The organism is Curtobacterium sp. 320 (genome assembly GCF_031455235.1).
GTDB lineage: Bacteria > Actinomycetota > Actinomycetes > Actinomycetales > Microbacteriaceae > Curtobacterium.
In genome coordinates this window covers 31,728-56,036 of record NZ_JAVDSI010000014.1, presented here as the reverse complement: position 1 = coordinate 56,036, position 24,309 = coordinate 31,728, and the positions used below count along the sequence as shown (strand labels likewise).

Sequence of the window (24,309 nt, the reverse complement as noted above, 5' to 3'; positions counted from 1 at the left end):
CCTCCCGGGACCGTCCATGGGCATCCAGGAGATCGCGACCGTCACGGGCCTGTCGAAGTCGACGGTGTCCCGCGCACTGCGTGGGATGTCGACGGTCGCGGACACCACGATCGACGAGGTGCGACGGGTCGCCGACGAGCTCGGGTACGTGCCGAGCTCGGCGGCGGCCGGCCTCGCCACGGGGCGACAGCGTGCGATCGGCGTCGTCGTCCCGGTGATCGACCGGTGGTTCTACGTCAAGGCGCTCGGCGGTGTCGACGCCGAACTGCGGCGGGCCGGGTACGACCTGGTGCTGTACAACCTCGCCGGACCCGGCGGCGACCGCGACCGGGCGTTCCGACGGTCGATGCTGCGGCACCGGGTCGACGGCCTCGTCCTGCTGTCGCTCGTGCTCGACGAGACCGAGCGCGCCGAGCTCGAACTCACGCGGCACCCCATGATCGTGATCGGCGGTCCGGCGCCGGGCCTCCGGAACGTCGGCGTGGACGACGTCGCCGTGGCCGGGATCGCCGTCGAGCACCTCTGCGGACTCGGGCACCGGGACGTGGCCTACGTCGGCGGACAGGACGAGGCGGGGATGAACGTGGCGGTGCCGTGGCTGCGGCGGGACGGGTTCGTGGACGCACTCGCCGCGCGGGGGATCGCGGTGCGGGAGGACTGGATCCTCGACGGGCGGTTCTCCTTCGCGGGCGGCGTCGACGCGGGGGAGGCGTTGTTCGGCGGGCGTGACGGGCGCCGCAGTGTCGGGCGTGACGGCGCGTGGCCGACCGCGGTGTTCTGTGCATCGGACGAGATGGCACTCGGGGTGGTCCTCGCCGCGCGTCGAGCGGGCCTCTCGGTGCCGGAGGACGTCTCGGTCATCGGCATCGACGGCCACGAGTACGGCGAGGTCACCGGGCTGACCACCATCGCCCAGGACCCGGTAGCGCAGGGTCGGGTCGCCGCTCGGGCCGTGCTCGCCGAGGTCGACGGCGGGCTCGCGGGGCCGTTGCCGGCGTCTCCGGCGCACCTCGTGGTGCGCTCGACGACGGGGCCGCCCCGGGCCGTCCGCGCGTAGGCGGTGGCATCGCCGCGCTCCGAAGCACGAACGCGACATCGAACCGGGCGTCGTGCCTGGTTCGACGTCGCTTCCGTGGTTCGACGCAAGCCGCGCCATCGCTCCGCCCCGCCGCCCCGCGCCGCCGCGTAGGGTCGCCCGCATGGAGGTCACCAAGCTCGAGCACGCCTGCCAGATCGTCTCCGAGGGCAGCGCGCGCCTCGTCATCGACCCGGGCAACTTCACCCGGCCCGTCGACGTCACCGGTGTCGTCGCCGTCGTCGTCACCCACGAGCACCCCGACCACGTCACGCCCGAGCAGATCCGGCGGATCCTCGACGCGAACCCCGGGGCGGTCGTGATCGGCCCCGCCGGTGTCGCCCGGGCGCTCGCCGGCGCGGGCGGCGCGAGCGGTGCGGGCGGCGCGGGTGGCGTCGTGGTGGACGTCGTCACCGCCGGGGACCGACGCACCGTGGGTCCGTTCGACCTGTCGTTCCACGGCACGCGCCACAACCTGATCCACTCGAGCGTCCCGATCGTCGACAACACCGGTGTCCTCGTGAACGGCAGGCTCTTCCACCCGGGCGACTCCTACACGGTGCCCGACGTCCCGGTCGAGGTCCTCGCCGCACCTGTCGGCGCCCCGTGGCTCAAGGTCTCCGAGATGATGGACTACGTCCTCGCGGTCGGGCCCCGCCTGGCCTACCCGGTGCACGAGGCAACGCTCTCCGACGTCGGCTACGGCATGCACACCGGTCGTCTCCGCGAGGCGATGGAGCCCTCCGGGTCGCTCGTCGTCCTCCGTCCCGGGGAGTCGCTCACGATCTGACCGACTGGTCCAGGAGGCACGGCTCACCTCTGCGCGTCTCGCCTGCGCAGACGGTCGCGCACTATCCGGTCGAGCGCGAGTGCGTCCCAGGGAGCGTGCCGCTCGGCGTCGTTGTCGAAGTACACGTACGCGTCCCGCCCGGCATCGAGGTGCTCGACGATCGTCGTCGCCCACCGACCGAGCGCCTGCGGCGAGTAGCCGTCGTGGTAGGTCCTGGGTGCGCCGTGCAGTCGGAGGTAGGCGATGCGTGCGCCGGTGTCGACGCGCAGGCGTGGGAAGTCGCCCGCGTGCGAGTCGACCAGGGTGGTCCGGTGCCGTCGGAGCACATCGGCGTGCTCAGCACCGAACCCCGCCGCCCGCACCTCGACGGCGTGCTCGATCACCCGGCCGGGGTCCTCTGCCTCGACGGCGGGGACCGGGACCTTCTCGTCGTGCCGTCGGGCGAGCGCTGCCGCTGCACCGTGCGTGCGGGGGAGTCGCCCGAGGAAGTCGTCGAGCACCTCCGGTGTCGGCAGGAGCGCCTCGGGGAGCTGCCAGAGCACCGGGCCGAGCGTCGACCCGAGCTCCAGTGGTCCGGACGCGAAGAAGTTCGCCAGCGCCGTGTCGACGTGCCTGAGGCGCAACATGTGCGTCACGTAGCGCCCTCCCTTGAGCGCGAAGCGGAACGTCGGGGGAACTGCCTCGCGCCACGCTCGGTACCGCGACGGCCGCTGCAGCGAGTAGAAGGAGCCGTTGACCTCGACCGTCGAGAAGTGTCCGGCAGCGTACGCGAGCCATCGGCGCTTCGGCACGTCGGCGGGGTAGAAGTCCCCGCGCCAGGAGTCGTACTGCCAGCCCGACAGTCCGGTGCGCACGATCACCGCGCCACCGTATTCCCGCCGCGGCATGGCGGCGCACCCGGGCGACACGCCTCGTTTTGGCACGGCGCGGGGCTTGTGCAATACTTGTCGAGTTGTCGGAACGGCCCCATCGTACAGCGGCCTAGTACGTCGCCCTCTCACGGCGGTAACGCGGGTTCGAATCCCGCTGGGGTCACCACAGGTGGCTTGCCTCCGACTCCGACAACGACCATGACCCCCGCTTCCGGGCGGGGGATTCCCATGTGTGACGGCCCCATCGTACAGCGGCCTAGTACGTCGCCCTCTCACGGCGGTAACGCGGGTTCGAATCCCGCTGGGGTCACACCAGCACGAAAGCCCTCCGGTCCGCCGGGGGGCTTTCGTCGTCCCGGTCGGCTCTGCGAGGCTGACGGGGTGACCAGTGTCGTGCAGCTCATCCGTTCCGGTGTCCTCAGCGACGTCGCTGAGTACGCGTACGCCGCGTCCGTGCCCGCCGGCAGCCGACTCGTGTTCCTCGCCGGCGCGTGCCCCCTCGACGCCGACGGCCGAACCGTGGCCGTGGGCGACGTCCGCGGTCAGGCGGCGCAGTGCGTCGAGAACCTCCGCACCGCGCTCGACGCCGCGGGGGCCGGGATCGCCGACCTCGCCCAGACCCGGGTCCTCGTCGCGTCGACGCGGCAGGCCGACCTCGTGGCCGCGTGGGAGGTCGTCCGCGAGGCCATGGGCGACCACGACGTGCCGAGCACCCTCGTCGGGGTGACCGTCCTCGGGTACGACGACCAGCTCGTCGAGATCGAGGGCATCGCGGCCGTCGCGGACTGACGCGGTACGCTGATCCGGTCGTCAGACCCGGCAGTGGGGCCTGCCGGACCCAACCGCGGCCAGCCGCCAACGGTCCCTATCCCGAGAACACCGCACGCGCGGAGACGATCCGGCGTGCTCGGCGATAGGAGCACCGTGCACGAACGTCCACCCCACCTCCGCTGGTCGATGCTCGGCGTCGTCGCACTCGGCGGGGCGATCGGCACCGGTGTCCGAGCGCTCCTCACCGAGGTCTTCCCGGCGCACGACGGCATCAGCTGGGCGATCTTCGCGATCAACGTCGTCGGCGCGTTCTGCCTCGGCCTCCTGCTCGAGGCGCTGGCGCACCGCGGCCCGGACGTCGGGTGTCGTCGGGGCCTGCGGTTGTTCGTCGGCACCGGGGTCCTCGGCGGCTTCACGACCTACAGCACGCTCGCCGACGACGCCGCGCAGCTGCTCGACGTCGGTCGCTGGGGCGCCGGCAGCGCGTACGCCCTGCTCACGGTGGCGGCGGGACTGCTCGCCGTCGTGGCCGGCATCGGGCTCGCCACGGTGCTCCGGTCCGGAGGCGCCCGGTGAACGCCCTCGAACTGCTCCTCGTCGCGGTCGGCGGGGGAGTCGGCGCGGCGCTGCGCTTCCTCCTCGACGGTGTCGTGAAGGCCCGGGTGTCCGGCTTCCCGCTCGGCACGGTCGTCATCAACGTGTCCGGATCGCTCGTCCTCGGGGTCCTGACGGGCCTCGGGCAGGCCGGCACGATCCCGCTCCCGGTCGTCGCGGTGCTCGGAACGGGCATGATGGGTGGGTACACGACGTTCTCGACGGCGAGCGTCGAGACCGTACAGCTCCTCCGATCCGGCAAGCCCCGGCTCGCCGTCCTGAACGGCCTCGGGATGCTCGTCGTCTCGGTCGGCGCAGCCGCGCTCGGCCTGCTCATCGGAAGGAACACATGACCTCGGAACGCCCCGGCGAACTCGTCCTCGTCCGTCACGGAGAGACGGAGTGGTCGAAGAGCGGGCAGCACACCGGCCGCACCGACATCCCGCTCACCGAGAACGGCATCGAGCAGGCGAAGCGCGCCGGCCGGTACCTGGCGGACCGCACGTTCGCGCTGGCGCTGTCCAGCCCGTTGCAGCGTGCCCGCGACACGGCGGCGCTCGTCGGTGTCGACGCGGAGCTCGACGAGGACCTCTACGAGTGGGACTACGGCGCGTACGAGGGGCTCACCACGCCGCAGATCAAGGTCCTCCGGCACGGCCCGTGGGACCTCTGGACCGACGGCGTGCCCGCCGGTGACACGCCCGGCGAGAACGCCGCCGAGGTCCGGGTCCGCGTCGAGCGCATCCTCGACCGTGCCCGACCGGTCCTCGCCGAGGGGCAGGACGCGATCGTCGTCGCCCACGGGCACGTCCTCCGCGCGCTCGGCGCCGCGTGGATCCGCCTCGCACCGCAGGACGGCGCCGTGCTGAAGCTCGGCACCGCCTCGGTGAGCGTGCTCGGGTACGAGCACGGCCGCCCCGTCATCGACGCCTGGAACATCCAGCCCCGCGACTGACGCGTCCGCGCACGCAGCCGCAGCGGGTCTGCGGGGGCCTGCTGCGGACGGGAGGCGCGGTGCCGGCCCGACCCGCGCCTCCCGTCCGCGCAGCCCGCGTCACACGGTGCGGATCGCGCTCGTCGCGCCCAGCGCGCGACCGCGGCGCCGCTCGATCCCACGCCCCACGAACAGCAGCGCGACGCTGACGAGCGCCCCCAGGGTGGTCTGCGCGACGCGGTCGAGCGCGAGGAGCTCCGGCGCCTCGGGCAGGCTCAGCCACGACACGGCGAGCGCGAGCGGCGTGAGGAAGAGCAGACACACGGCGTAGTGCCGCGCGACGAAGATCTCGGCGAAGAACTGCCCGACGACGGCGATCAGGACGATCCACCACGCCGAGGGCTCCAGCAGCAGGATCCCCACCGCGATCACGGTGCCCCCGATCGTGCCGATGAACCGCTGGAACGCCCGGAACACCGTGTGCCGCTGGCGCAGTGCGGGCAGCGTCGACACCACGGCGATGACCGCCCAGTAGGGGTGCCCGAGCCCGGGGATCGTCTCGGCGACGGCCCCGGCGACGAGCGCTCCGACCACGTTGAGGGCGACGGTCTCCCACAGCGCGGGCGTCCGGAGCACCGCGAGCGAACGGTGCTTGCGCTCCGCCAGCGGCCGGAACCGGTGCGGGGCGTGCGGGTGCAGCACCAGGCGCAGGACGGACCCGGACATCGCGACGAGCCAGGCCCAGACGACCGAGCACACGATGATCGTGGCGATGACCGGGACGTCGGCCGGCCGGACCGGCACGAGCGACGAGACGAGGAACGCGAACACCGGGAAGATCGGCTGCGCCGGGATCGTGCGGAGGGTGCTCAGCGTGCAGACGGCGAGGACGAGCACGAGGACGAGCCCGACCGCCTGCATCCAGAGCTGCGACCCGGCCAGGGCGACACCCACGCCAGCGGCCATGCACACAGCCTGCATCCCGCCGGCGACACCGGTCGTCACCGCACGCTGCCGGTAGGGCTCGGTCGCGCCGAAGATCGCCGTGAACCCGGCGAACATGGCGAAGGCGGCGTACCCGGGCATCCCGAGGGCGATGAGCAGCGCGAGCGGGGCGCCCCCGGCGACCGCGGCGCGGATCGCGCCCTCGATGTTGATGGTCCGGGTCGAGTGCGCAGGTGTCGTCATGTCGCGACCATCTTCCCACCGCGACGGGTGTCGTGGAGTCGAGCCGCGCCTCCAGGCCGCCGGATCGGCGCGGGAGCACCTTGGTATACCAACCTGCTAGACTCGCCGGACCGAGCCGCGACAGCGGCGCGTCGACGACAACGAGGAAGGGTCGCACCCGATGGGAAAGACGCTCGCCGAGAAGGTGTGGGACGACCACGTCGTGGTCAAGGGCGAGGACGGCAACCCCGACCTCCTCTACATCGACCTCCACCTCGTGCACGAGGTCACGAGCCCGCAGGCGTTCGACGGCCTGCGCCAGGCCGGCCGCCCGGTGCGCCGCCTGGACCTGACGATCGCGACCGAGGACCACAACACCCCGACCCTCGCGATCGACCGTCCGATCGCGGACCCGACCAGCCGGACCCAGATCGAGACGCTCCGTCGCAACTGCGAGGAGTTCGGCGTCCGCCTGCACTCCCTGGGCGACAAGGAGCAGGGCATCGTGCACGTGGTCGGTCCCCAGCTCGGCCTGACCATGCCCGGCATCACGGTGGTCTGCGGCGACTCGCACACCAGCACGCACGGGGCGTTCGGTGCGATGGCGTTCGGCATCGGGACGTCCGAGGTCGAGCACGTCCTCGCGACCCAGACCCTGCCGCTCAAGCCCTTCAAGACCATGGCGATCACGGTCGAGGGCACGCTGCGTCCGGGCGTGACGGCGAAGGACATCATCCTCGCCGTCATCGCGAAGATCGGCACCGGCGGCGGGCAGGGCTACGTGCTCGAGTACCGCGGCTCGGCGATCCGCGCGCTCTCGATGGAGGGCCGCATGACGATCTGCAACATGTCGATCGAGGCCGGTGCCCGCGCCGGCATGGTCGCCCCCGACCAGACCACCTACGACTACGTGCAGGGTCGCGACCACGCCCCGACCGGCCAGGACTGGGACGACGCGGTCGCGTACTGGGACACCCTGTCGACCGACGACGACGCGGTGTTCGACGCCGAGGTCTTCATCGACGCCGACGAGCTCGAGCCCTTCGTCACCTGGGGCACGAACCCCGGCCAGGGCGTCTCGCTGTCCGAGAGCGTGCCGTCGCCCGCGGACTTCGACGACCCGAACGACCAGGCCGCCGCGCAGCGTGCGCTCGAGTACATGGACATCGCGGCCGGCACCCCGATGAAGGACATCGCCGTCGACGCGGTGTTCATGGGGTCGTGCACGAACTCCCGCATCGAGGACCTGCGCGCCTTCGCCTCGATCATCCAGGGCCGCAAGAAGGCCGACGGGGTCCGCGTCATGGTCGTGCCGGGGTCCGCCCGTGTCCGGCTCGAGGCCGAGGCCGAGGGGCTCGACAAGGTGTTCACGGACTTCGGTGCCGAGTGGCGGTTCGCCGGCTGCTCGATGTGCCTCGGCATGAACCCCGACCAGCTCGCGCCGGGGGAGCGCTGCGCGAGCACCTCCAACCGCAACTTCGAGGGACGCCAGGGCAAGGGCGGTCGCACCCACCTCGTGTCACCGCTCGTCGCCGCGGCCACCGCCGTGCGCGGCACGCTCTCCAGCCCGTGGGACCTGGAGACGTCCGAGTCGAACGCCGTCCTGGAAGGGGCACACTGATGGACAAGATCACCACCGTCACCGGGATCGCCGCACCGCTCAAGCGCTCGAATGTCGACACCGACCAGATCATCCCCGCGGTCTACCTCAAGCGGGTCACGAAGACCGGCTTCGAGGACGCGCTGTTCTCCGGCTGGCGCCAGGACCCCGCGTTCGTGCTGAACCAGCCGGCGTACGCCGGCGCGAAGGTGCTCGTCGCCGGGCCGGACTTCGGCACCGGGTCGAGCCGTGAGCACGCCGTCTGGGCGCTCCGCGACTTCGGCTTCCAGGTCGTCGTCTCGCCCCGCTTCGCCGACATCTTCAAGGGCAACGCGGGCAAGCAGGGACTGGTCACCGCGATCGTGACCGAATCGGAAGTCGAGCGGCTCTGGGCCGAGATCGAGCGGAACCCGGGGGTGTCGGCGACCGTGGACCTGGTGGCGCAGCGCGTGTCGCTCGGGGATGTGGACGTCCCCTTCGAGATCGACGCTTACACTCGTTGGCGGTTGATGGAAGGGCTCGACGACATCGGGCTCACCCTCCGTGACGAGACCTCGATCACGGAGTTCGAATCCCGCCGCTCCCGTTGGCGGCCGAAGACATTGCCGGTGAAGTAGTGAACTCTCTCGTACAGGACGCAGCGGCCGCAGGGGCGCGCGTGGGCCTCAAGTCGGACGAGATCGTCATCCGCGGGGGCAAGCCGCTCGTGGGACGCATCGAGGTCCGCGGGGCGAAGAACCTCGCGACCAAGGCCATGGTGGCGTCGCTGCTCGGTGACACCCCGTCGATCCTCAAGGACGTCCCGGACATCTCCGACGTCAAGGTCGTCCGCGGGCTGCTCGAGGTGCACGGCGTGCGCATCACCGATCCTGCACGAGGCGAGCTCATCCTCGACCCGTCGAACGTCGAGTCGGCGCACTTCGCCGAGATCGACGCCCACGCCGGTTCGAGCCGCATCCCGATCCTGTTCTGCGGTCCGCTGCTGCACAAGCTCGGCGAGGCGTTCATCCCCGACCTCGGCGGCTGCCGCATCGGCGACCGCCCGATCGACTTCCACCTCGACGCCCTCCGCGCCATGGGCGCGGTCGTCGACAAGCAGGTCAACGGCATCCACCTCACCGCCCCGGACGGTCTCAAGGGCGCGTACATCGAGCTGCCGTACCCGAGTGTCGGCGCCACCGAGCAGGTCCTGCTGTCCGCGACCCTCGCCGAGGGCGTCACGGAGCTCCGGAACGCCGCGATCGAGCCCGAGATCATGGACCTCATCGCGATCCTGCAGAAGATGGGCGCCATCGTCTCGGTCGAGCCGAACCGCGTCATCTTCATCGAGGGCGTCCAGTCGCTCCGCGGCTACACGCACCGCGCGATCAACGACCGCAACGAGGCCGCCAGCTGGGCCTCCGCCGCGCTCGCGACCAACGGCGACATCTTCGTCGAGGGTGCGAAGCAGCAGGAGCTCATGACGTTCCTCAACGTCTTCCGCAAGGTCGGCGGCGGGTTCGACATCCAAGAGGACGGCATCCGCTTCTACCGCGAGCTCGAGGTCCTCAAGCCGGTCGTCATCGAGACGGACGTGCACCCCGGGTTCATGACGGACTGGCAGCAGCCGCTCGTCGTGGCCCTGACCCAGGCCGCCGGGCAGAGCATCGTGCACGAGACCGTGTACGAGAACCGCTTCGGCTTCACCGACGCCCTGAACGAGATGGGCGCGGACATCGTCGTCCACAAGGAGGGCCTGCCCGGGCACGACCGTCGCGTCGCCCGCCGTCCCTTCGAGCAGGCCGCGGTCATCACCGGCCCGACGACGCTCCACGCCGCCAACGTCCGCGTCCCGGACCTCCGCGGCGGCTTCAGCCACCTCATCGCGGCACTCACCGCCGAGGGCGAGTCCCACATCACGAACGTCGGCATCATCAGCCGCGGCTACGAGCACTTCATCCCGAAGCTGCGCAAGCTCGGCGCCGACTTCGACTTCGCGGGGTAGCGCGGTGACTGCTGCTCCGGCACCTCGCGGTGACGGTGAGGGCCAGGAGGCGCGGCGCGCCTCCGCCTCGCAGGTCACCACCGGCATGCCCGTCCCTGGGCGCCGGTGGCGTCGCGGCGAGCTGAACACGGCGTTCCGGATCCTCGCGACCGTGGTCATCCCGACCTTCCGCTTCTCCGCGCGCTACCACTGGCACGGCCCGAACCGGTTGCCGGCCGAGGGTGCGTTCGTCCTCGCACCGAACCACTTCACGAACATCGACCCGCTCGTCGTCGGCACGGCGGTCTGGCTGTCCCGTCGGGCGCCGCGGTTCCTCGCGAAGGCGTCCCTGTTCAAGGTCCCGGTCTTCGGCAAGATCATGTCCGGCATGGGTCAGATCCCCGTCGAGCGTTCCGGCCGTACCCGGCTGAGCGACCCGCTCGGTGGCGGCCGGTCCTTGATCGAGCAGGGCGGCGCCATCATCGTCTACCCCGAAGGCACGCTCACCCGCGACCCCGATCTGTGGCCGATGCGCGGCAAGACCGGCGCGGTGCGGATCGCGCTCGAGAACGACGTGCCGCTCATCCCGATGGCCCACTGGGGCACGCAGAACATCATGGCGCGGTACGGCAAGAAGCTCCGGCTGATCCCGCCGTCGCGCGTGGACGTCATCGTCGGCGACCCCGTCGACCTGTCGGCGTACCGCGGCAAGCCGATCGACCAGCAGGTGCTCGTCGAGGCGACCGAGCTGCTCATGCGGCACATCACCGCGCTGCTCGAGGAGCTCCGCGGGCAGCAGGCGCCCCCGACCCGCTGGGACCCGGCGGCGAACAACCAGAAGGAGACCGGCCGGTTTGAGTGAGCAGCGACCGGGCCTCCGCCCGCACGATGACCACCCGGACCCCGCGGTCGCAGCCCCCGGAGCGGTGGACACCGCCGCGATCCGGGTCGTCATGCAGTCGACCGACAAGCCGCGCGTCGCCGTCATCGGTGCCGGGAGCTGGGGGACCACGTTCGCCAAGGTCCTCGCCGAGGGCGGTGCCGACACGGTCGTGTGGGCACGGCGCCCCGAGGTCGCGCGCGAGATCACCGAGACCAAGCGCAACTCGGAGTACCTGCCCGGCATCAACCTCCCGCGCACCCTGACCGCCTCGACGTCGCTGTCCGCCGTGCTCGACGGCGCCCAGCAGGTGTACGTGTCGGTGCCGTCGCAGACCCTGCGGTCGAACCTCGACGCGATCGCGCCGCTGCTCGCGCCGGGGGTGCCCGTGGTGAGCCTGATGAAGGGCGTCGAGAAGGCGACCGGTCTGCGGATGAGCGAGGTCCTGCTCCAGGGCCTCGGCATCGACCAGGACCGCATCGCCGTCGCGAGCGGCCCGAACCTGGCGCTCGAGATCGCCCGACGGCAGCCCACCGCGGCCGTCGTGTCCTCGTCGTCGGCCGAGACCGCCAGCGCGGTGGCCGCCGTCGCCACGAACCCCTACTTCCGGTCGTTCATCAACACCGACGTCATCGGCACCGAGTTCGGCGGCGTGCTGAAGAACCTCATCGCCGTGGCGATCGGCATCGTCGACGGCGTCGGCTACGGCGAGAACACGAAGGCGTCGATCATCACGCGCGGGCTCGCCGAGATGACCGACTTCGCGGTGTCGCTCGGCGCGCAGCCCTCGACGCTGTCCGGGCTCGCCGGTCTCGGCGACCTCATCGCCACGTGCCAGTCACCGCTCTCGCGGAACAACACCGCGGGGCGGCTGCTCGGCCAGGGGTACCGGTTCGACGAGGTCGTCCGCCAGATGAACCAGACCGCCGAGGGGCTCGCCTCGGTCGTGCCGATCCTCGAGCTCGCCGCGGCGAACGGCGTCGACATGCCCATCGTGGGGCAGGTCGCCGAGGTGCTCGCCGGTAGGCTCGATCCGCGCAACATCGCGCCGCACCTCACCGAGACCGACGAACCCCAGGGCGAGTGACCGGTCCGACCCCGACCAGCAAGAGGACTGCCATGCCCACGATCGCACCCGTGCCACCGACGACCGTCGCCGTGCTGTTCGGCGGCCGTTCGAGCGAGCACGAGATCAGCTGCGTGACCGCCGGCGGGATCATGGACGTCGTCGACCGTGCCGAGTACGACCTCGTGCCGATCGGCATCACGAAGGACGGCGCGTTCACGCTCCAGCCCGACGACCCGGCGCAGTGGGCGCTCCGTGACGGCACGCTCCCGACCGTGCCCGACAACGGCACCCGCGTGGCGTTCCCGACGTCGCCGGCGACGAACGAGCTCGTGGTCTCGCACCCGGACGGCTCCGTCACGACGATCGCGGTCGACATCGTCTTCCCGATCCTGCACGGCCCGTTCGGCGAGGACGGCACCGTCCAGGGGCTCCTCGAGATCGCCGGTCTGCCCTACGTCGGCGACGGGGTGCTCGCGAGCGCCCTGGCCATGGACAAGCACGTCGCCAAGGCGGTCCTCGAGCACGCCGGGCTCCGGGTCGCGCCGTGGACGACCGTGCTCCGTCGCGAGTGGTCGGCCGACCCGGTCGACGTCGCCGAGGCGATCGCCGCGCACGGGTGGCCGCTCTTCGTGAAGCCGGCACGTGCGGGCTCCAGCATGGGGGTGTCCCGCGTGGACGGCCCCGACGAGCTCGGTGCCGCGATGGACCTGGCGTTCGAGCACGACTCCAAGGTCATCGTCGAGCCGCGGGTGATCGGGCGCGAGGTCGAGGTCGCGGTGCTCGAGGGTCGCGACGGCGTCCCGCGCACGAGCCTGCCGGGCGAGATCGTCGTCGCCGAGGACGGCTTCTACGACTTCGCGTCGAAGTACCTCGGCGGTGACGAGTCGCTGCTCTGCCCGGCCCCGCTCACCGAGGTGCAGACCGACGAGATCCGGTCGATCGGCGCCCGGGCGTTCGAGGCGATCGGCGGCTCCGGGCTCGCCCGCGTCGACTGCTTCCTGACCGACGACGGCTTCGTGGTGAACGAGGTCAACACCATGCCGGGGTTCACGCCGCTGTCGATGTACCCGCGCTGCTGGGCGGCGTCGGGCGTGTCCTACGGCGAGCTCGTCCGCGAGCTCATCGAGCTGGGGCGCGCCGCCGTCCGCTGACCCGGGCCTACTGGTCGACGTCGGACGGGTCCAGGCACTGGTGCCCGTCCTTCGGGAGCGTCGACACCGCGTCGGTGACGTCCTGCACGACCTGGTTCGTGGTCTTCGTCGCGTCGATGACGAGCTGGACAGCCGGCGACCGCCCGAAGGTCGTGTAGACGATCTGCCCGCCACGGTCGTCCCGGATCCAGTCGACGTCACCGAGCGAGAAGCACGGCAGGTCGGAGACCGTCGGGACGGCCACACCGCAGTGGTACAGGGCCACCTCGGGGTCGCCCCATGCCGCCGTCGACTGGGCGTTCGTGTTCCGCAGGTCGAACTTCGAGTCGACCGCTGCCGGCAGCCGGACCTGCACGGCCGCGCACGCGGCGGCGTCGGCTGAGGGCGCCGGGGACATCGCGACGGCGTTCGTGCAGCCGGTCAGACCGGCCGCGACGGCGATCACGACGCCCACGATCGCGGTCTTCCGGTTGGGGCGGCGCACGGTGTCCATCGACGTCCAGGCTACCGTTCTCGTGTGGACGCGACGTACGACGCCTGGGCCGGACCGACCGTGGGGGAGCTCGGCGAACTCGTCGTCCTCGACCGCATCGTGCGCCGGTTGCCCGCCGGAGCGCCGCTGCTCGGCCCCGGCGACGACTGCGCGGTCGTGGCGGCACCGGACGGCCGGTTCGTGGTGACCACGGACATGATGGTGCACGGGCCGGACTTCCGCTGGGCCTGGTCCGCACCCGAGGACGTCGGGTGGAAGGCCGCGGCGACGAACCTGTCCGACGTCGCCGCGATGGGTGCGGTGCCGACCGGCCTCGTGATCGCCCTGGCGGCACCGCAGGACACCCCCGCGGCGGTGCTCGAGTCCTTCGCGGACGGGGTGCGCCTGGCGGTCGACGCCCTGGCGCCCGGCTGCGGCGTCGTCGGCGGGGACCTCTCCACGTCGTCGGCGTTCACGGTGTCGGTGACGGCGTTCGGCGACCTCGAGGGCCGTGCCCCCGTCGTCCGCTCGGGCGCGCGCCCCGGGGACGTCCTCGCCGTCTCGGGGGAGCTCGGGCCGGCGGCGCGCGGCTTGACGCGGCTCTTCCGCGAGGGTGTGGACGCCGACGGCGAACCCTCCCGCGAGGCGGTCGTGGCGAGCGGCGCGGACACGGACCCCGACGTCGGACGACAGCGGCGCCCGGTCCCGCCGATCGCGGACGGGCCACGCGCGGCGTCCGCGGGGGCGACGGCGATGCTCGACCTCTCCGACGGGCTGGCGATCGACGCCGGACGGCTCGCCCGGGCCAGCCGGGTGACACTGGCGCTCGACGAGGCCTCCGGCACCGGGCCCGTCATCGACGAGGTGGCGCTGCACGGCGGCGAGGACCACGGGCTGCTCGCCGCGTTCCCGCCCGGTGCCCCGCTGCCAGGGGGGTTCCGTCGGATCGGCGTCGTGCTCGACCGGGGCGACGCGGACCTCGTGCGCGGGGAAGTGCCCGTGCCGACGACCGGGTGGGACCCCTACGCCGACTGGGACGGCGCGGCCGGCTGACCGGTTCGCGGGCGCGGGCGGCGTCAGGCGGCGGCGACCACGGCCTCCCACGCGACGGTCTCGCCGTAGCTCCGCTTGCTGAACGGCTCGAGCCCCGCGGGCCACGTCGGCTCGGGGGAGCGCTTGCTCCGCTCCACGACGACCACCGCGGCCGCCGTGAGCCGCGGCACGAGCGTCTCGAGCACCTCGGCCAGCTCGTGCTCGGTGACGTCGTACGGCGGGTCGATGAACACCAGGTCGAACGTCCGCACGGTGCCGCGCAGGTACCCGAGCACCGGCTGCGGCTGCACGTCGATCCGCACGCCGGGAACCCGCTGCTGCACGGCCTTCGCGTTCGCCCGGCAGGCCTGCGCCGCCGCCGACGCCCGGTCGACGAGCACGACCTCGACCGCACCGCGGGACGCCGCCTCGAGCCCGAGGGCGCCCGTGCCGGCGTAGAGGTCGGCGACGGAGGTGTCGTCGACGAGCCCGCGTGCCTCGAGCGACGAGAACAGCGCCTCGCGCACCCGGTCGCTCGTCGGCCGGGTGCCGGACTTCGGCACCCGGAGCGTCGTGGAGCCGGCGGCGCCGGCGATGATGCGGGTCATGCAGCCACCGTAGCGGGCCGCCGGGCGCTCCAGGAGTTCTCCACAGGCGGTCCAGGAGGCGCGGATCGCGTCGGTGCCGCCGGGTACCGTTGACGTGTGGTCACGACCGGAACGACAACCGAGCCGGCGGTGCCGGACCTCGGCTCCGCACCGCTCGACGCGCGGTTGTCGACCGTCCTCGGTGGACGGACGGCGAGCGCGATCGAGAAGGCGTTCGGGTACCGCACGGTCGGCGAGTTCCTCGAGCACGCACCCCGGCGCTACGCCGAACGCGGCGCCCTGACCGCGCTCGACTCCCTCGCGATCGGCGAGTCGGTGACGATCGTGGCCGAGGTCGTCGACGTCCGCGAACGGACGATGCGTGCGCGCCGCGGCTCGATCCTCGAAGCCAAGATCGGTGACGGCAAGGGGCTGCTCACCCTGACGTTCTTCAACCAGGGCTGGCGGATGAAGGACCTCGTGCCCGGTGCCCGTGGCATCTTCTCCGGCAAGGTCGGCGACTACCGCGGCGCACGGCAGCTCGCCCACCCCGACTACGAGCTGTTCGACCGCGACGACCCCCGGGCGACGGCGGACCCCGAGTCCGAGGAAGCCATCCGCTTCTCGCGCCAGCCGATCCCGATCTACCCGGCGACGTCGACGCTGACCTCGTGGCAGATCGCCAAGTCGATGGCGATCGTGCTCGACACCCTGCCCGACGTCCCGGACCCGATACCCGCCCGGGTGCGGACCCGGCTCGACCTCGTGCCGTTCCGCAAGGCCCTCGAACTCCTGCACCGCCCCGAGAAGGTCGCGGACTTCAAGCGCGCGCAGGACGCCCTCCGCTACCGCGAGGCGTTCGTGCTCCAGACCGCCCTCGTGCAGCGCCGGATCGCCGCGCGCGCCACGGCCGCGACGCCGCGCTCCGCCGCGCCCGGCGGGATCCTCGAACGCTTCGACGCCACGCTGCCGTTCACGCTCACGGACGACCAGCGGTCGGTCGGCGCCGAGATCGCCCACGACCTGGCGGCGGACTGGCCGATGCACCGCCTCGTGCAGGGCGAGGTCGGCTCCGGCAAGACCCTCGTGGCGATCCGGGCGATGCTCACCGTGGCCGAGTCCGGCGGGCAGTCGGCGCTCATCGCCCCGACCGAGGTCCTCGCGGCGCAGCACCTCCGGTCGATCGTGAAGTTCCTCGGCCCCGACCTCGCGGCCGAGCTCCGGCCGGTGATCCTCACGGGGTCGCAGTCGACGGACGAACGGAGGCGGGCCCTGCTCGCGGCGGCGTCCGGCAGCTCGCGGCTGGTGGTCGGCACGCACGCGCTCCTCGGCGACCGGGTCGACTTCGCCGAGCTCGGCCTCGTCGTGGTGGACGAGCAGCACCGCTTCGGGGTCGAACAGCGCGAGGCCCTCCGCACGAAGGGGGCCACACCGCCGCACGTGCTCGTCCTCACCGCGACGCCCATCCCGCGCACGGTGGCGATGACGGTGTTCGGCGACCTCGACGTCTCGACGATCACCGGGCTGCCCTCCGGCCGCGCCGGCGTCGAGACCTTCACGGTCCCGCTCGCCGAGCACCCGGGCTGGGAGTCCCGCATCTGGACCCGCATGGCCGAGGAGCTCGCCGACGGCCGACAGGCCTTCGTGGTGTGCCCGGCGATCGACGACGCCCACACGGAAGACGACGGCGAGCCCGACCCGGCGAACGACGACGCCCCGAAGCGTGCCCCGGCCACCGTGCTCGCCACGGCGGAACGGATGCGGACGATGCCCGTGCTCGCCGGCCGCCGGATCGAGGTCCTGCACGGTCGCATGACGGCGGACGAGAAGGACCGCGTGATGACCTCCTTCGCGGCCGGCACGGTCGACGTCCTCGTGGCGACGACCGTGATCGAGGTCGGCGTCGACGTGCCGAACGCCTCGATGATGGCCGTGCTCGACGCCGACCGGTTCGGCGTCTCGCAGCTCCACCAGCTCCGCGGGCGCATCGGCCGCGGCCAGTACGCCGGCGTGTGCCTGCTCGTGACCGCGGCCGAGGCCGAGACGACCTCGCGGGAACGGGTCGACGCGGTGTCGGCGTCCGACGACGGGTTCGAGCTCGCGCGGGTCGACCTCGAGCTCCGGCGCGAGGGCGACGTGCTCGGCGAACGGCAGTCGGGTGGGCGGTCGTCGCTCAACCTGCTGCGCGTCGTGGAGCACGCCGACCTCATCGTCGACGCGCGCGAGGAAGCCGAGCGCGTGCTGGAGCCCGATCCGCAGCTCGACGGGCACCCCGCGCTCCGCGAAGCCCTGGCCCGGCGGCTCGACGAGTCCGACGCCGCGTTCCTCGGCAAGAACTGAACGCCGGTATCGTCGCTGGCATGGCGCAGATCGCGGTGGTCCCCGGTTCCTTCGATCCCGTGACCCTCGGGCACCTCGACGTGATCGGGCGTGCGGCGGGGCTCTTCGACGAGGTGCACGTGCTCGTCGTGCACAACCCCGACAAGCGACCGGCGATGTTCGACGCGGTCGACCGTGTCCGCCTCATCGAGGAGTCGCTCGTCGAGACGGGCGTGTCCGACAACGTCCGGGTCGGGGAGTGGACCTCGGGGTTGCTCGTCGACTACTGCCGGCAGGTCGGTGCGAAGGTCCTCGTCAAGGGCGTCCGATCCGGCGAGGACGTCGCGTACGAGACCCCGATGGCGATCATGAACCGCCACCTCGCCGACGTCGAGACGGTGTTCCTGCTGCCCGAGGCCGCCCGCGCCCACGTGTCGAGCTCGCTCATCCGTCAGGTGGCGTCCCTCGGCGGCGACGTGACCCCGTACGTGCCGCAGGTGGTCGCGGCGGCCCTCCACGAGCACACCGGGCGCTGAGCGCCGGACGCACGGAACCGGACACGCCTGCTCCCGCCTCGACTCGCAGGCCCGAGCGATGTAGGCTTGTCGATCGTGTCTTCCCACGTGAACAGCCCCTACGCCCTGCGCGTGCGCGACCTCGCGCACCGGCCGGGCGAGATGCGCGAGCACTCGCTCGACATCGCGGTGCCGGATGCGATGGGAGCCGGTGTCATCTCCGTCCGCGAAGGCGCAGAGATGCACATCGACCTCCGGCTCGAGGGCCTGCACGAGGGGGTCCTCGTCTCCGGGCACGCCAGCGCCGAGGCCGAGGGCGAGTGCTCCCGGTGTCTCATCGACATCAGCGAGCCCGTCGAGGTCGATTTCGCCGAGCTGTTCGCGTATGATGCCTCGGAGGATTTCGACTTCTTCGTTCACGATGACCACGTGGATTGTGAACAGGTCGTTCGAGATGCGGTGGTGCTGGCGCTGCCATTCCAGCCGGTCTGCCGACCGGACTGCCCAGGCCTCGACCCGGTGACGGGCGAGCGACTGGCCGACATCGGCGAGCAGCGCGCTCACGAGGTCCTGGACCCGCGGTGGGCTGCGCTGAGCGGCATCACCCTCGACGACGCGACGAGCGGCGGCGAGGACACCGACGCAGCCAGCACGACCACGCCCCAGACCACCGAGGGTCAGGAGCGGTCCGACGCCGACCAGGCCGACTGACCGCCGCCCCTCGCCACTGACCACCGACCAACCGAAAGAGAACCACCATGGCCGTTCCCAAGCGCAAGCAGTCCCGTGCCAACACGCACGCCCGTCGTTCGCAGTGGAAGGCCGCGCCGGTCCAGCTCGTGAAGACGATCGAGAACGGCAAGGTCACCTACAGCCTCCCGCACCGCGCCAAGGTCGTCGAGGACTCCGCCGGCACGCCCCTGTACATGGAGTACAAGGGCCGCAAGGTCGCCGACGTCTGATCGGACCACACGCATGACAGCGACGTCCGGCGCCACGGGGTCCCGCCCCGTGGGGCCGGACGTCGTTCGTCTGCAGGGCATCCTCGGGGCCGACATCGACCTCGAGCTCCTGCAGCTCGCCCTGACCCACCGCTCGTACGCGTACGAGCACGGTGGCATCGGGCACAACGAACGCCTCGAGTTCCTCGGGGACTCGATCCTCGGCCAGGCCGTGACCGTGAAGCTCTACCGGTCCTTCCCCGACCTCGACGAAGGCGACCTCGCCAAGCGGCGCGCGAGCCTGGTGTCCACCGTCGCCCTCGCCGAGATCGCCCGCATGATCGGGCTCGGACAGTACCTCCGGCTCGGCAAGGGCGAAGAGCAGACCGGTGGCCGTGACAAGTCGTCGATCCTCGCCGACACGGTCGAGGCCGTGATCGGCGCGACCTACCTCTCCGCCGGCCCCGACCCGGCGACCGAGCTGGTGCTCCGGCTGGTCGAACCGCTCCTCATCGACCCGGACCGCTTCGGCGCCGCGATGGACCCGAAGACGAGCCTGCAGGAACTCGCGTCGAGCCTGTCGCTCGGCAACCCGTCGTACCGCGTGACCGAGGCCGGTCCCGACCACGACAAGACCTTCCACGCCACGGTCGTGCTCCAGGGCGAGGACGTCTCCACCGGCACCGGGTCGAGCAAGAAGACCGCCGAGATGGCAGCGGCGCTCCAGGCGTGGACGCAGCTCTCCGGCCGGGCGGCCTGACCGCGTGCCCGAACTGCCCGAGGTCGAGGTCGTCCGCGCCGGCCTCGAACCCGCCGTCAGCGGCGCGCGGGTCCTGCACGTGGACGTCGTCGACGACCGGGCACTGACCCGGCACGACGGTCCGGCCGAGGACTTCGCCGACCGCCTGACCGGTCGCACCATCGCCGCCGCGGTCCGTCGTGGCAAGTTCCTCTGGATGCCCCTGCAGCCCGAGCACGAGGGCGACCGACCCGAGGCCCTCGTGGCCCACCTCGGCATGAGCGGTCAGATCCTGCTCGGCCGCGGGCGCGAGGCGGCGAAGCACCGACGGATCCTCCTCGACGTCCAGCCCACCGGCACCGACCGCGACGGCTCCCCGGAGCCACCGGTCGAGCTCGAGTTCGTCGACCAGCGCACGTTCGGCTCGATGGCGATCGACGAGATGGTCCCGACGATCGACGGGGCGCCGGCCGGTTCCGCCGGACACGTCGACGAGGTCGATCCCGACGCCGTGTGGCGCCGGAGCATCCCGAAGCAGGTGTCGCACATCGCCCGCGACCCGCTCGACCCCGCGTTCGACGACGACCGCTTCATCGCCACCGCCCGGAAGCGCTCGAGCGGCATCAAGCGCGTCCTGCTCGACCAGGGCGTCGTGAGCGGCATCGGGAACATCTACGCCGACGAGTCCCTCTGGGCGGCCAGGCTGCACTACGACCGCCCGGCCGAGCGGCTGACCCGCGCCGACCTGCACGGCCTCCTGGCTGAGGTGCGGCACGTCCTCGGCCGTGCGCTGGAGGACGGCGGCACGAGCTTCGACGCGCAGTACGTCAACGTGAACGGGCAGTCCGGGTACTTCTCGCAGCGGTTGCACGTGTACGGGCAGCAGGGGAAGCCGTGCCCCCGGTGCGGCACCACGATCGTGCGTGAGGCCTTCATGAACCGATCGAGCCACATCTGCGCCGTGTGCCAACCACGCCCACGCCGTCGCACGCGTTAGCCTGACGCCCAACCAGAGCATCCGGAGACCGCATGTACTTGAAGAGCCTGACCATCAAGGGGTTCAAGTCCTTCGCGCAGCCGACGACGTTCGCGTTCGAACCGGGCGTCACGTGCATCGTCGGCCCGAACGGCTCCGGCAAGTCCAACGTCGTGGACGCCCTCGCCTGGGTGATGGGGGAGCAGGGGGCGAAGACCCTCCGTGGCGGCAAGATGGAGGACGTCATCTTCGCGGGCACCTCGACGCGCGGTCCGCTCGGCCGTGCGCAGGTGCTGCTGACGATCGACAACGCCGACGGCCTGCTGCCGATCGAGTACTCCGAGGTCACGATCTCCCGCACGCTCTTCCGCAACGGCGGCAGCGAGTACGCGATCAACGGCGAGAACTGCCGCCTGCTCGACGTCCAGGAGCTCCTGAGCGACACCGGCCTCGGCCGTGAGATGCACGTCATCGTCGGCCAGGGCCAGCTCGACAAGGTCCTCCACGCGACGCCCGAGGACCGCCGCGGCTTCATCGAGGAGGCCGCGGGCATCCTGAAGCACCGTCGACGCAAGGAGAAGACCCTCCGCAAGCTCGACGCGATGCAGACGAACCTGACGCGCCTGTCCGACCTCGCGGGGGAGATCCGCCGCCAGCTGAAGCCCCTCGGACGCCAGGCCGAGGTGGCGCGCAAGGCCCAGTCGGTCGCCGCGGTCGCCCGTGACGCCAAGGCCCGCATCCTCGCCGACGACGTCGTCCGCCTGCGCCGCGAGCTCCACGAGCACCAGGAGGTCGAGGCCGGCCGCAAGTCCGAGCGCATCGTGCTGCAGGAACGGCTCGACCAGACCCGTGCCCGCCAGCAGCACGTCGAGCAGAGCGTGGTCGGCGACGACGTCGACCGCGCCCGCACGGTGGTGCACCGGCTGGAGAGCGTGCAGGAGCGGCTCCGCGGCCTGTCGAGCCTGGCGAACCAGCGCCTGATGTTCCTCGCGCAGCAGGCCGACGCACCGCAGCAGGGCCCCACGATCACGCCGGAGCAGGTGCAGGGCGTCCGGAACGAAGCGGACCGGCTCGAGGCGCAGGCGGCGGAGATGACCGGCGGCACGGCGGTGGCGGCGCAGCGGGTGCAGGCGGCGCGTGCGGCGCTCGACGCCCTCGACGAACGGATCGCCGCCCAGGCAGCCCTCGTCTCGCAGCACGACCTCGAGGCCCAGCGCCTCGGGTCCGCGGTGGACGTGGCGACGTCGAAGCGCGGCTCCGCGGTGACCGACCGGGAACGGCGCGAGCGGGCGCTGGCCGAGGCGGGGGAGCGGTCCGAACGGGCGGCTGCGGCCCTCGCCGAACTCGGCGCGGACCCGTCCGAGGGCATCGACGAGGACGCGCTGACCGCCGCGCTCGAGACCGCCCGCGAGCAGCAGGAAGCGGCCCAGGCGGCGCGTGACGAACTCCGGGACCGCCTGCACGCCCTCGAGCGCGAACGGGACGCCCTGGACGCCCGTGTCGCCGCGCTCGGCATGTCGATCGACGTCCGTGACGGTTCGCAGGCGCTCATCGAGGCCGGGCGCGACGGCATCGTGGGTCGCCTCGCGGACCGTCTCAGCGTGACGCCCGGGTTCGAAGGGGCGATCGCGATCGCCCTCGACGGGCTCGCCGACGCTGTCCTCGCCGACGACCGGTCCGTCGCGCTCGACGCCGTCGCGCACGCCCGCACCGAGGACATCGGACGCATCGACGTCGTGGTCGCCGACGCCGACGCCCCGCCGTCCGGACTGCCCGAGCGGCTCCCGGCCGGGGTCCGCCGCGCGCTCGACCTCGTACAGGGTCCGCCGGCGATCGCCGCGATCCTGCGGGACACGCTCGTCGCCGACACCGACGGGGTCGACCTGGAGGCGGTGCTCACCGCCGCCCCGCAGGCCACGGTGGTGACGCGGTCCGGTGACCTCGTCCGTGCGGTCCGCGTGACGGGCGGCGGGGAGCGCGTGACCTCGCGCATCGAACTCGTCGCGGAACGCGACGACGCCGTGACCCGCCGCGACGCGATCGCGCGCGACGCCGAGGACGCGGCCACGCGCCTCCAGGCCGCCCGCACCGCCGTCGAGGACGCACGTCGCGCGGCGGACGATGCGGACGCGGCCTCGCGCGCCCACGCCCGGGCGAAGGCGGAGTACGACCGGACCAGCGCGTCGACCCGCGCGAAGGTGGAGAACGCGGCCGCCGAGGTCGAGCGACTGCGTGCGGCCCTCGCCGAGACCGACGGCGCCGTCGAGGCTGCCGAGGCGGCCCTGGCCGAGGCGGAACGCGCGCGCCAAGAATTCGCCGACCGTCCGCGCCCCGTCGTCGACGCGTCCGAGCGCCCCGGGCTGCAGGACGCGCTCGAGGCCGCGCGCGCCGCCGAGATCGAGCAGCGCATCCAGGTCGAGACCGTCCGCGAGCGTGTCCGTGCGGAGCGGACCCGCGCCGACCAGCTGGAGCGGCAGCTCGAGGCCGAACGCGCCGCAGCGGCGGAGGCCGCACGACTCGCCGTGATCCGCCGTGGCCAGATCGCCGTCGCCGAGGACGTGCTCGCCGACCTGCCCGGGCTGCTCGGTGCCGTCGACCGGTCCCTCGCCGAGGCCCGCGTGCAGCTCGCCACCGAGGAGGCCGAGCGGTCGAAGCGGAACACCGAGCTCCAGACGATCCGGAACGAGGAGCGCGAGCTCCGCGACCGCCTCCAGTCCATCACCGACGGCGTGCACTCGCTCGAGATGGAGATCTACGAGAAGAAGTTGCACGTGTCCGGCGTACTCGACCGGGCGCAGAGCGAGCTCGGGCTCGTCGAGGCCGTGCTCGTCGCCGAGTACGGCCCGCATGTGCCGGTCCCGGTGGACGTCCTGATCGACCCCCGGGTCCTCGCCCGGAAGCACCGCGACGCCGAGCGGGCGGCCGCTGCCGCCGCGGCGGGGACGGCCCTGGACGGCGCCGTGCCGGAGGCGACAGAAGAGGACGGGGCCGAGCCGCGCCTCCAGTCCGACGACTCGCCGACCGACGCCGACTCGCCGACCGACGCCGACCCGACCTCCGACGCCGACGACGACCTGGTCGAACTGGTCGACGCGGAGTCGACGCTCCCGGGCGGCCCCGCCCTGCCCGAGTTCGACGCCACCGAGGACGTCGACCCCGCCGACGTCGAGACGGTGCCGTACGTCCGCGCCGAGCAGGAGCGACGGCTCAAGGCGGCCGAGCGGGACCTCGGGCAGCTCGGCAAGGTGAACCCGCTCGCGCTGGAGGAGTTCCAGGCGCTCGAGCAGCGCCACGCGTTCCTCGCCGAGCAGCTCGAGGACCTGCAGAAGACCCGGACCGACCTCATGACGATCATCGACGAGCTCGACCAGAAGATGCAGACGATCTTCGAGTCCGCGTTCGACGACACGAAGGAGGCGTTCGACGTCATCTTCCCGATCCTCTTCCCTGGCGGCTCCGGGTCGATCACGCTGACGAACCCCGACGACCTGCTGAACACCGGCATCGAGGTGCAGGTGAAGCCCGCCGGCAAGAAGATCGACCGGCTGACCCTGCTGTCCGGCGGCGAGCGGTCCCTGGCCGCGGTGGCGCTGCTCGTGGCGATCTTCACCGCCCGCCCGTCGCCGTTCTACATCATGGACGAGGTCGAGGCGGCGCTCGACGACGCCAACCTCGGGCGGCTGCTGACGGTGTTCGAGCGGCTGCGGGCGTCGTCGCAGCTCATCGTGATCACGCACCAGAAGCGCACGATGGAGATCGCCGACGCGCTGTACGGGGTCTCGATGCGGCAGGACGGCGTCTCCGCCGTCGTCGGCCAGCGGGTGCAGAAGCGGTCGCCGGAGCCGGCGGTCGCGTAGGCCCG

24 protein-coding genes and 2 tRNA genes are annotated in these 24,309 nt (G+C 72.2%); 22 read left to right on the top strand and 4 right to left on the bottom strand.

Going from position 1 to position 24,309, the window contains the following annotated elements:
• The first annotated feature begins 16 nt into the window (after positions 1 to 16).
• Complete coding sequence (locus J2X60_RS16175; RefSeq protein ID WP_309888926.1) at positions 17 to 1,057, top strand: LacI family DNA-binding transcriptional regulator; 1,041 nt, start codon at positions 17 to 19, stop codon at positions 1,055 to 1,057.
• 142 nt (positions 1,058 to 1,199) lie between these two features.
• Positions 1,200 to 1,865, top strand: coding sequence for an MBL fold metallo-hydrolase (locus J2X60_RS16170; protein ID WP_309888924.1), 666 nt, complete (start codon positions 1,200 to 1,202; stop codon positions 1,863 to 1,865).
• A gap of 23 nt (positions 1,866 to 1,888) precedes the next feature.
• Here J2X60_RS16170 and J2X60_RS16165 read toward each other — a convergent pair whose 3' ends face one another.
• The gene (locus J2X60_RS16165; RefSeq protein WP_309888922.1) at positions 1,889 to 2,725 is read right to left on the bottom strand and encodes a DUF72 domain-containing protein; all 837 of its coding nucleotides are present in this window, start codon (positions 2,723 to 2,725) and stop codon (positions 1,889 to 1,891) included.
• Between the two features lie 102 nt (positions 2,726 to 2,827).
• Between J2X60_RS16165 and J2X60_RS16160 the strand changes: the two genes are divergently transcribed.
• From J2X60_RS16160 to J2X60_RS16135, 6 genes are all read left to right on the top strand, one after another.
• Positions 2,828 to 2,903 (top strand) — tRNA-Glu (locus J2X60_RS16160).
• A 71-nt stretch (positions 2,904 to 2,974) separates the two neighbouring features.
• Positions 2,975 to 3,047 (top strand) — tRNA-Glu (locus J2X60_RS16155).
• 71 nt (positions 3,048 to 3,118) lie between these two features.
• On the top strand, positions 3,119 to 3,526 hold the full coding sequence (locus J2X60_RS16150) for a Rid family hydrolase (protein ID WP_309888921.1): 408 nt from the start codon (positions 3,119 to 3,121) through the stop codon (positions 3,524 to 3,526).
• 168 nt (positions 3,527 to 3,694) lie between these two features.
• Positions 3,695 to 4,084 (top strand): CrcB family protein, encoded by a 390-nt coding sequence (locus J2X60_RS16145; protein WP_309888950.1) that lies wholly within the window; start codon positions 3,695 to 3,697, stop codon positions 4,082 to 4,084.
• On the top strand, positions 4,081 to 4,455 hold the full coding sequence (gene crcB, locus J2X60_RS16140) for a fluoride efflux transporter CrcB (RefSeq protein WP_071296136.1): 375 nt from the start codon (positions 4,081 to 4,083) through the stop codon (positions 4,453 to 4,455). The genes J2X60_RS16145 and crcB overlap by 4 nt, the downstream gene beginning before the upstream one ends.
• Entirely contained in the window at positions 4,452 to 5,057 is a 606-nt protein-coding gene (locus J2X60_RS16135; RefSeq protein ID WP_309779859.1) for a histidine phosphatase family protein, read from the top strand. Before crcB ends, J2X60_RS16135 begins: the two co-directional genes overlap by 4 nt.
• A 99-nt stretch (positions 5,058 to 5,156) precedes the next feature.
• On the opposite strand, the gene J2X60_RS16130 is transcribed toward J2X60_RS16135, so the two are convergent.
• Positions 5,157 to 6,224, bottom strand: a complete 1,068-nt coding sequence (locus tag J2X60_RS16130; protein WP_309888918.1) for an FUSC family protein — start codon at positions 6,222 to 6,224, stop codon at positions 5,157 to 5,159.
• 160 nt (positions 6,225 to 6,384) lie between these two features.
• Between J2X60_RS16130 and leuC the strand changes: the two genes are divergently transcribed.
• From leuC to J2X60_RS16100, 6 genes are all read left to right on the top strand, one after another.
• Positions 6,385 to 7,824 (top strand): 3-isopropylmalate dehydratase large subunit, encoded by a 1,440-nt coding sequence (gene leuC / locus J2X60_RS16125; RefSeq protein ID WP_309888911.1) that lies wholly within the window; start codon positions 6,385 to 6,387, stop codon positions 7,822 to 7,824.
• The gene (gene leuD, locus J2X60_RS16120) at positions 7,824 to 8,420 is read left to right on the top strand and encodes a 3-isopropylmalate dehydratase small subunit (protein ID WP_309888909.1); all 597 of its coding nucleotides are present in this window, start codon (positions 7,824 to 7,826) and stop codon (positions 8,418 to 8,420) included. Before leuC ends, leuD begins: the two co-directional genes overlap by 1 nt.
• Positions 8,420 to 9,787 carry a UDP-N-acetylglucosamine 1-carboxyvinyltransferase gene (murA, locus tag J2X60_RS16115; RefSeq protein ID WP_071296140.1) on the top strand — a complete coding sequence of 456 codons (1,368 nt, stop codon included), beginning with the start codon at positions 8,420 to 8,422 and terminating at the stop codon, positions 9,785 to 9,787. Before leuD ends, murA begins: the two co-directional genes overlap by 1 nt.
• 4 nt (positions 9,788 to 9,791) lie before the next feature.
• Positions 9,792 to 10,628: a lysophospholipid acyltransferase family protein gene (locus tag J2X60_RS16110; RefSeq protein ID WP_309888907.1), complete on the top strand. Its 837-nt coding sequence runs from the start codon at positions 9,792 to 9,794 to the stop codon at positions 10,626 to 10,628.
• Positions 10,629 to 10,719: 91 nt separating this feature from the next.
• Entirely contained in the window at positions 10,720 to 11,733 is a 1,014-nt protein-coding gene (locus J2X60_RS16105; protein WP_309888948.1) for an NAD(P)H-dependent glycerol-3-phosphate dehydrogenase, read from the top strand.
• 32 nt (positions 11,734 to 11,765) lie between these two features.
• The gene (locus J2X60_RS16100) at positions 11,766 to 12,866 is read left to right on the top strand and encodes a D-alanine--D-alanine ligase family protein (RefSeq protein WP_309888905.1); all 1,101 of its coding nucleotides are present in this window, start codon (positions 11,766 to 11,768) and stop codon (positions 12,864 to 12,866) included.
• Positions 12,867 to 12,873: 7 nt separating this feature from the next.
• On the opposite strand, the gene J2X60_RS16095 is transcribed toward J2X60_RS16100, so the two are convergent.
• On the bottom strand, positions 12,874 to 13,359 hold the full coding sequence (locus J2X60_RS16095; protein ID WP_309888903.1) for a DUF3515 family protein: 486 nt from the start codon (positions 13,357 to 13,359) through the stop codon (positions 12,874 to 12,876).
• Between the two features lie 24 nt (positions 13,360 to 13,383).
• Here J2X60_RS16095 and thiL point away from each other — a divergent pair, with 24 nt between their 5' ends.
• Positions 13,384 to 14,391, top strand: coding sequence for a thiamine-phosphate kinase (thiL, locus tag J2X60_RS16090; protein ID WP_309888901.1), 1,008 nt, complete (start codon positions 13,384 to 13,386; stop codon positions 14,389 to 14,391).
• A 23-nt stretch (positions 14,392 to 14,414) separates the two neighbouring features.
• On the opposite strand, the gene J2X60_RS16085 is transcribed toward thiL, so the two are convergent.
• Positions 14,415 to 14,978 (bottom strand): RsmD family RNA methyltransferase, encoded by a 564-nt coding sequence (locus tag J2X60_RS16085; RefSeq protein ID WP_070416420.1) that lies wholly within the window; start codon positions 14,976 to 14,978, stop codon positions 14,415 to 14,417.
• A gap of 129 nt (positions 14,979 to 15,107) precedes the next feature.
• On the opposite strand from J2X60_RS16085, the gene J2X60_RS16080 reads away from it, so the two are divergent.
• The 7 genes from J2X60_RS16080 (at position 15,108) to J2X60_RS16050 (ending at position 24,304) form a co-directional block, all read left to right on the top strand.
• Positions 15,108 to 17,297 (top strand): ATP-dependent DNA helicase RecG, encoded by a 2,190-nt coding sequence (locus tag J2X60_RS16080; RefSeq protein ID WP_309888946.1) that lies wholly within the window; start codon positions 15,108 to 15,110, stop codon positions 17,295 to 17,297.
• 20 nt (positions 17,298 to 17,317) lie between these two features.
• Complete coding sequence (coaD, locus tag J2X60_RS16075; protein WP_070416419.1) at positions 17,318 to 17,812, top strand: pantetheine-phosphate adenylyltransferase; 495 nt, start codon at positions 17,318 to 17,320, stop codon at positions 17,810 to 17,812.
• 87 nt (positions 17,813 to 17,899) lie between these two features.
• On the top strand, positions 17,900 to 18,502 hold the full coding sequence (locus J2X60_RS16070) for a DUF177 domain-containing protein (RefSeq protein ID WP_070416418.1): 603 nt from the start codon (positions 17,900 to 17,902) through the stop codon (positions 18,500 to 18,502).
• A gap of 47 nt (positions 18,503 to 18,549) precedes the next feature.
• Entirely contained in the window at positions 18,550 to 18,753 is a 204-nt protein-coding gene (gene rpmF / locus J2X60_RS16065; RefSeq protein ID WP_022905230.1) for a 50S ribosomal protein L32, read from the top strand.
• 13 nt (positions 18,754 to 18,766) lie between these two features.
• The gene (gene rnc / locus J2X60_RS16060) at positions 18,767 to 19,492 is read left to right on the top strand and encodes a ribonuclease III (RefSeq protein ID WP_309888899.1); all 726 of its coding nucleotides are present in this window, start codon (positions 18,767 to 18,769) and stop codon (positions 19,490 to 19,492) included.
• Positions 19,493 to 19,496: 4 nt separating this feature from the next.
• Positions 19,497 to 20,468, top strand: coding sequence for a bifunctional DNA-formamidopyrimidine glycosylase/DNA-(apurinic or apyrimidinic site) lyase (gene mutM, locus J2X60_RS16055; protein WP_309888897.1), 972 nt, complete (start codon positions 19,497 to 19,499; stop codon positions 20,466 to 20,468).
• Between the two features lie 32 nt (positions 20,469 to 20,500).
• Positions 20,501 to 24,304: an AAA family ATPase gene (locus J2X60_RS16050; RefSeq protein ID WP_309888894.1), complete on the top strand. Its 3,804-nt coding sequence runs from the start codon at positions 20,501 to 20,503 to the stop codon at positions 24,302 to 24,304.
• Positions 24,305 to 24,309 lie beyond the last annotated feature (5 nt).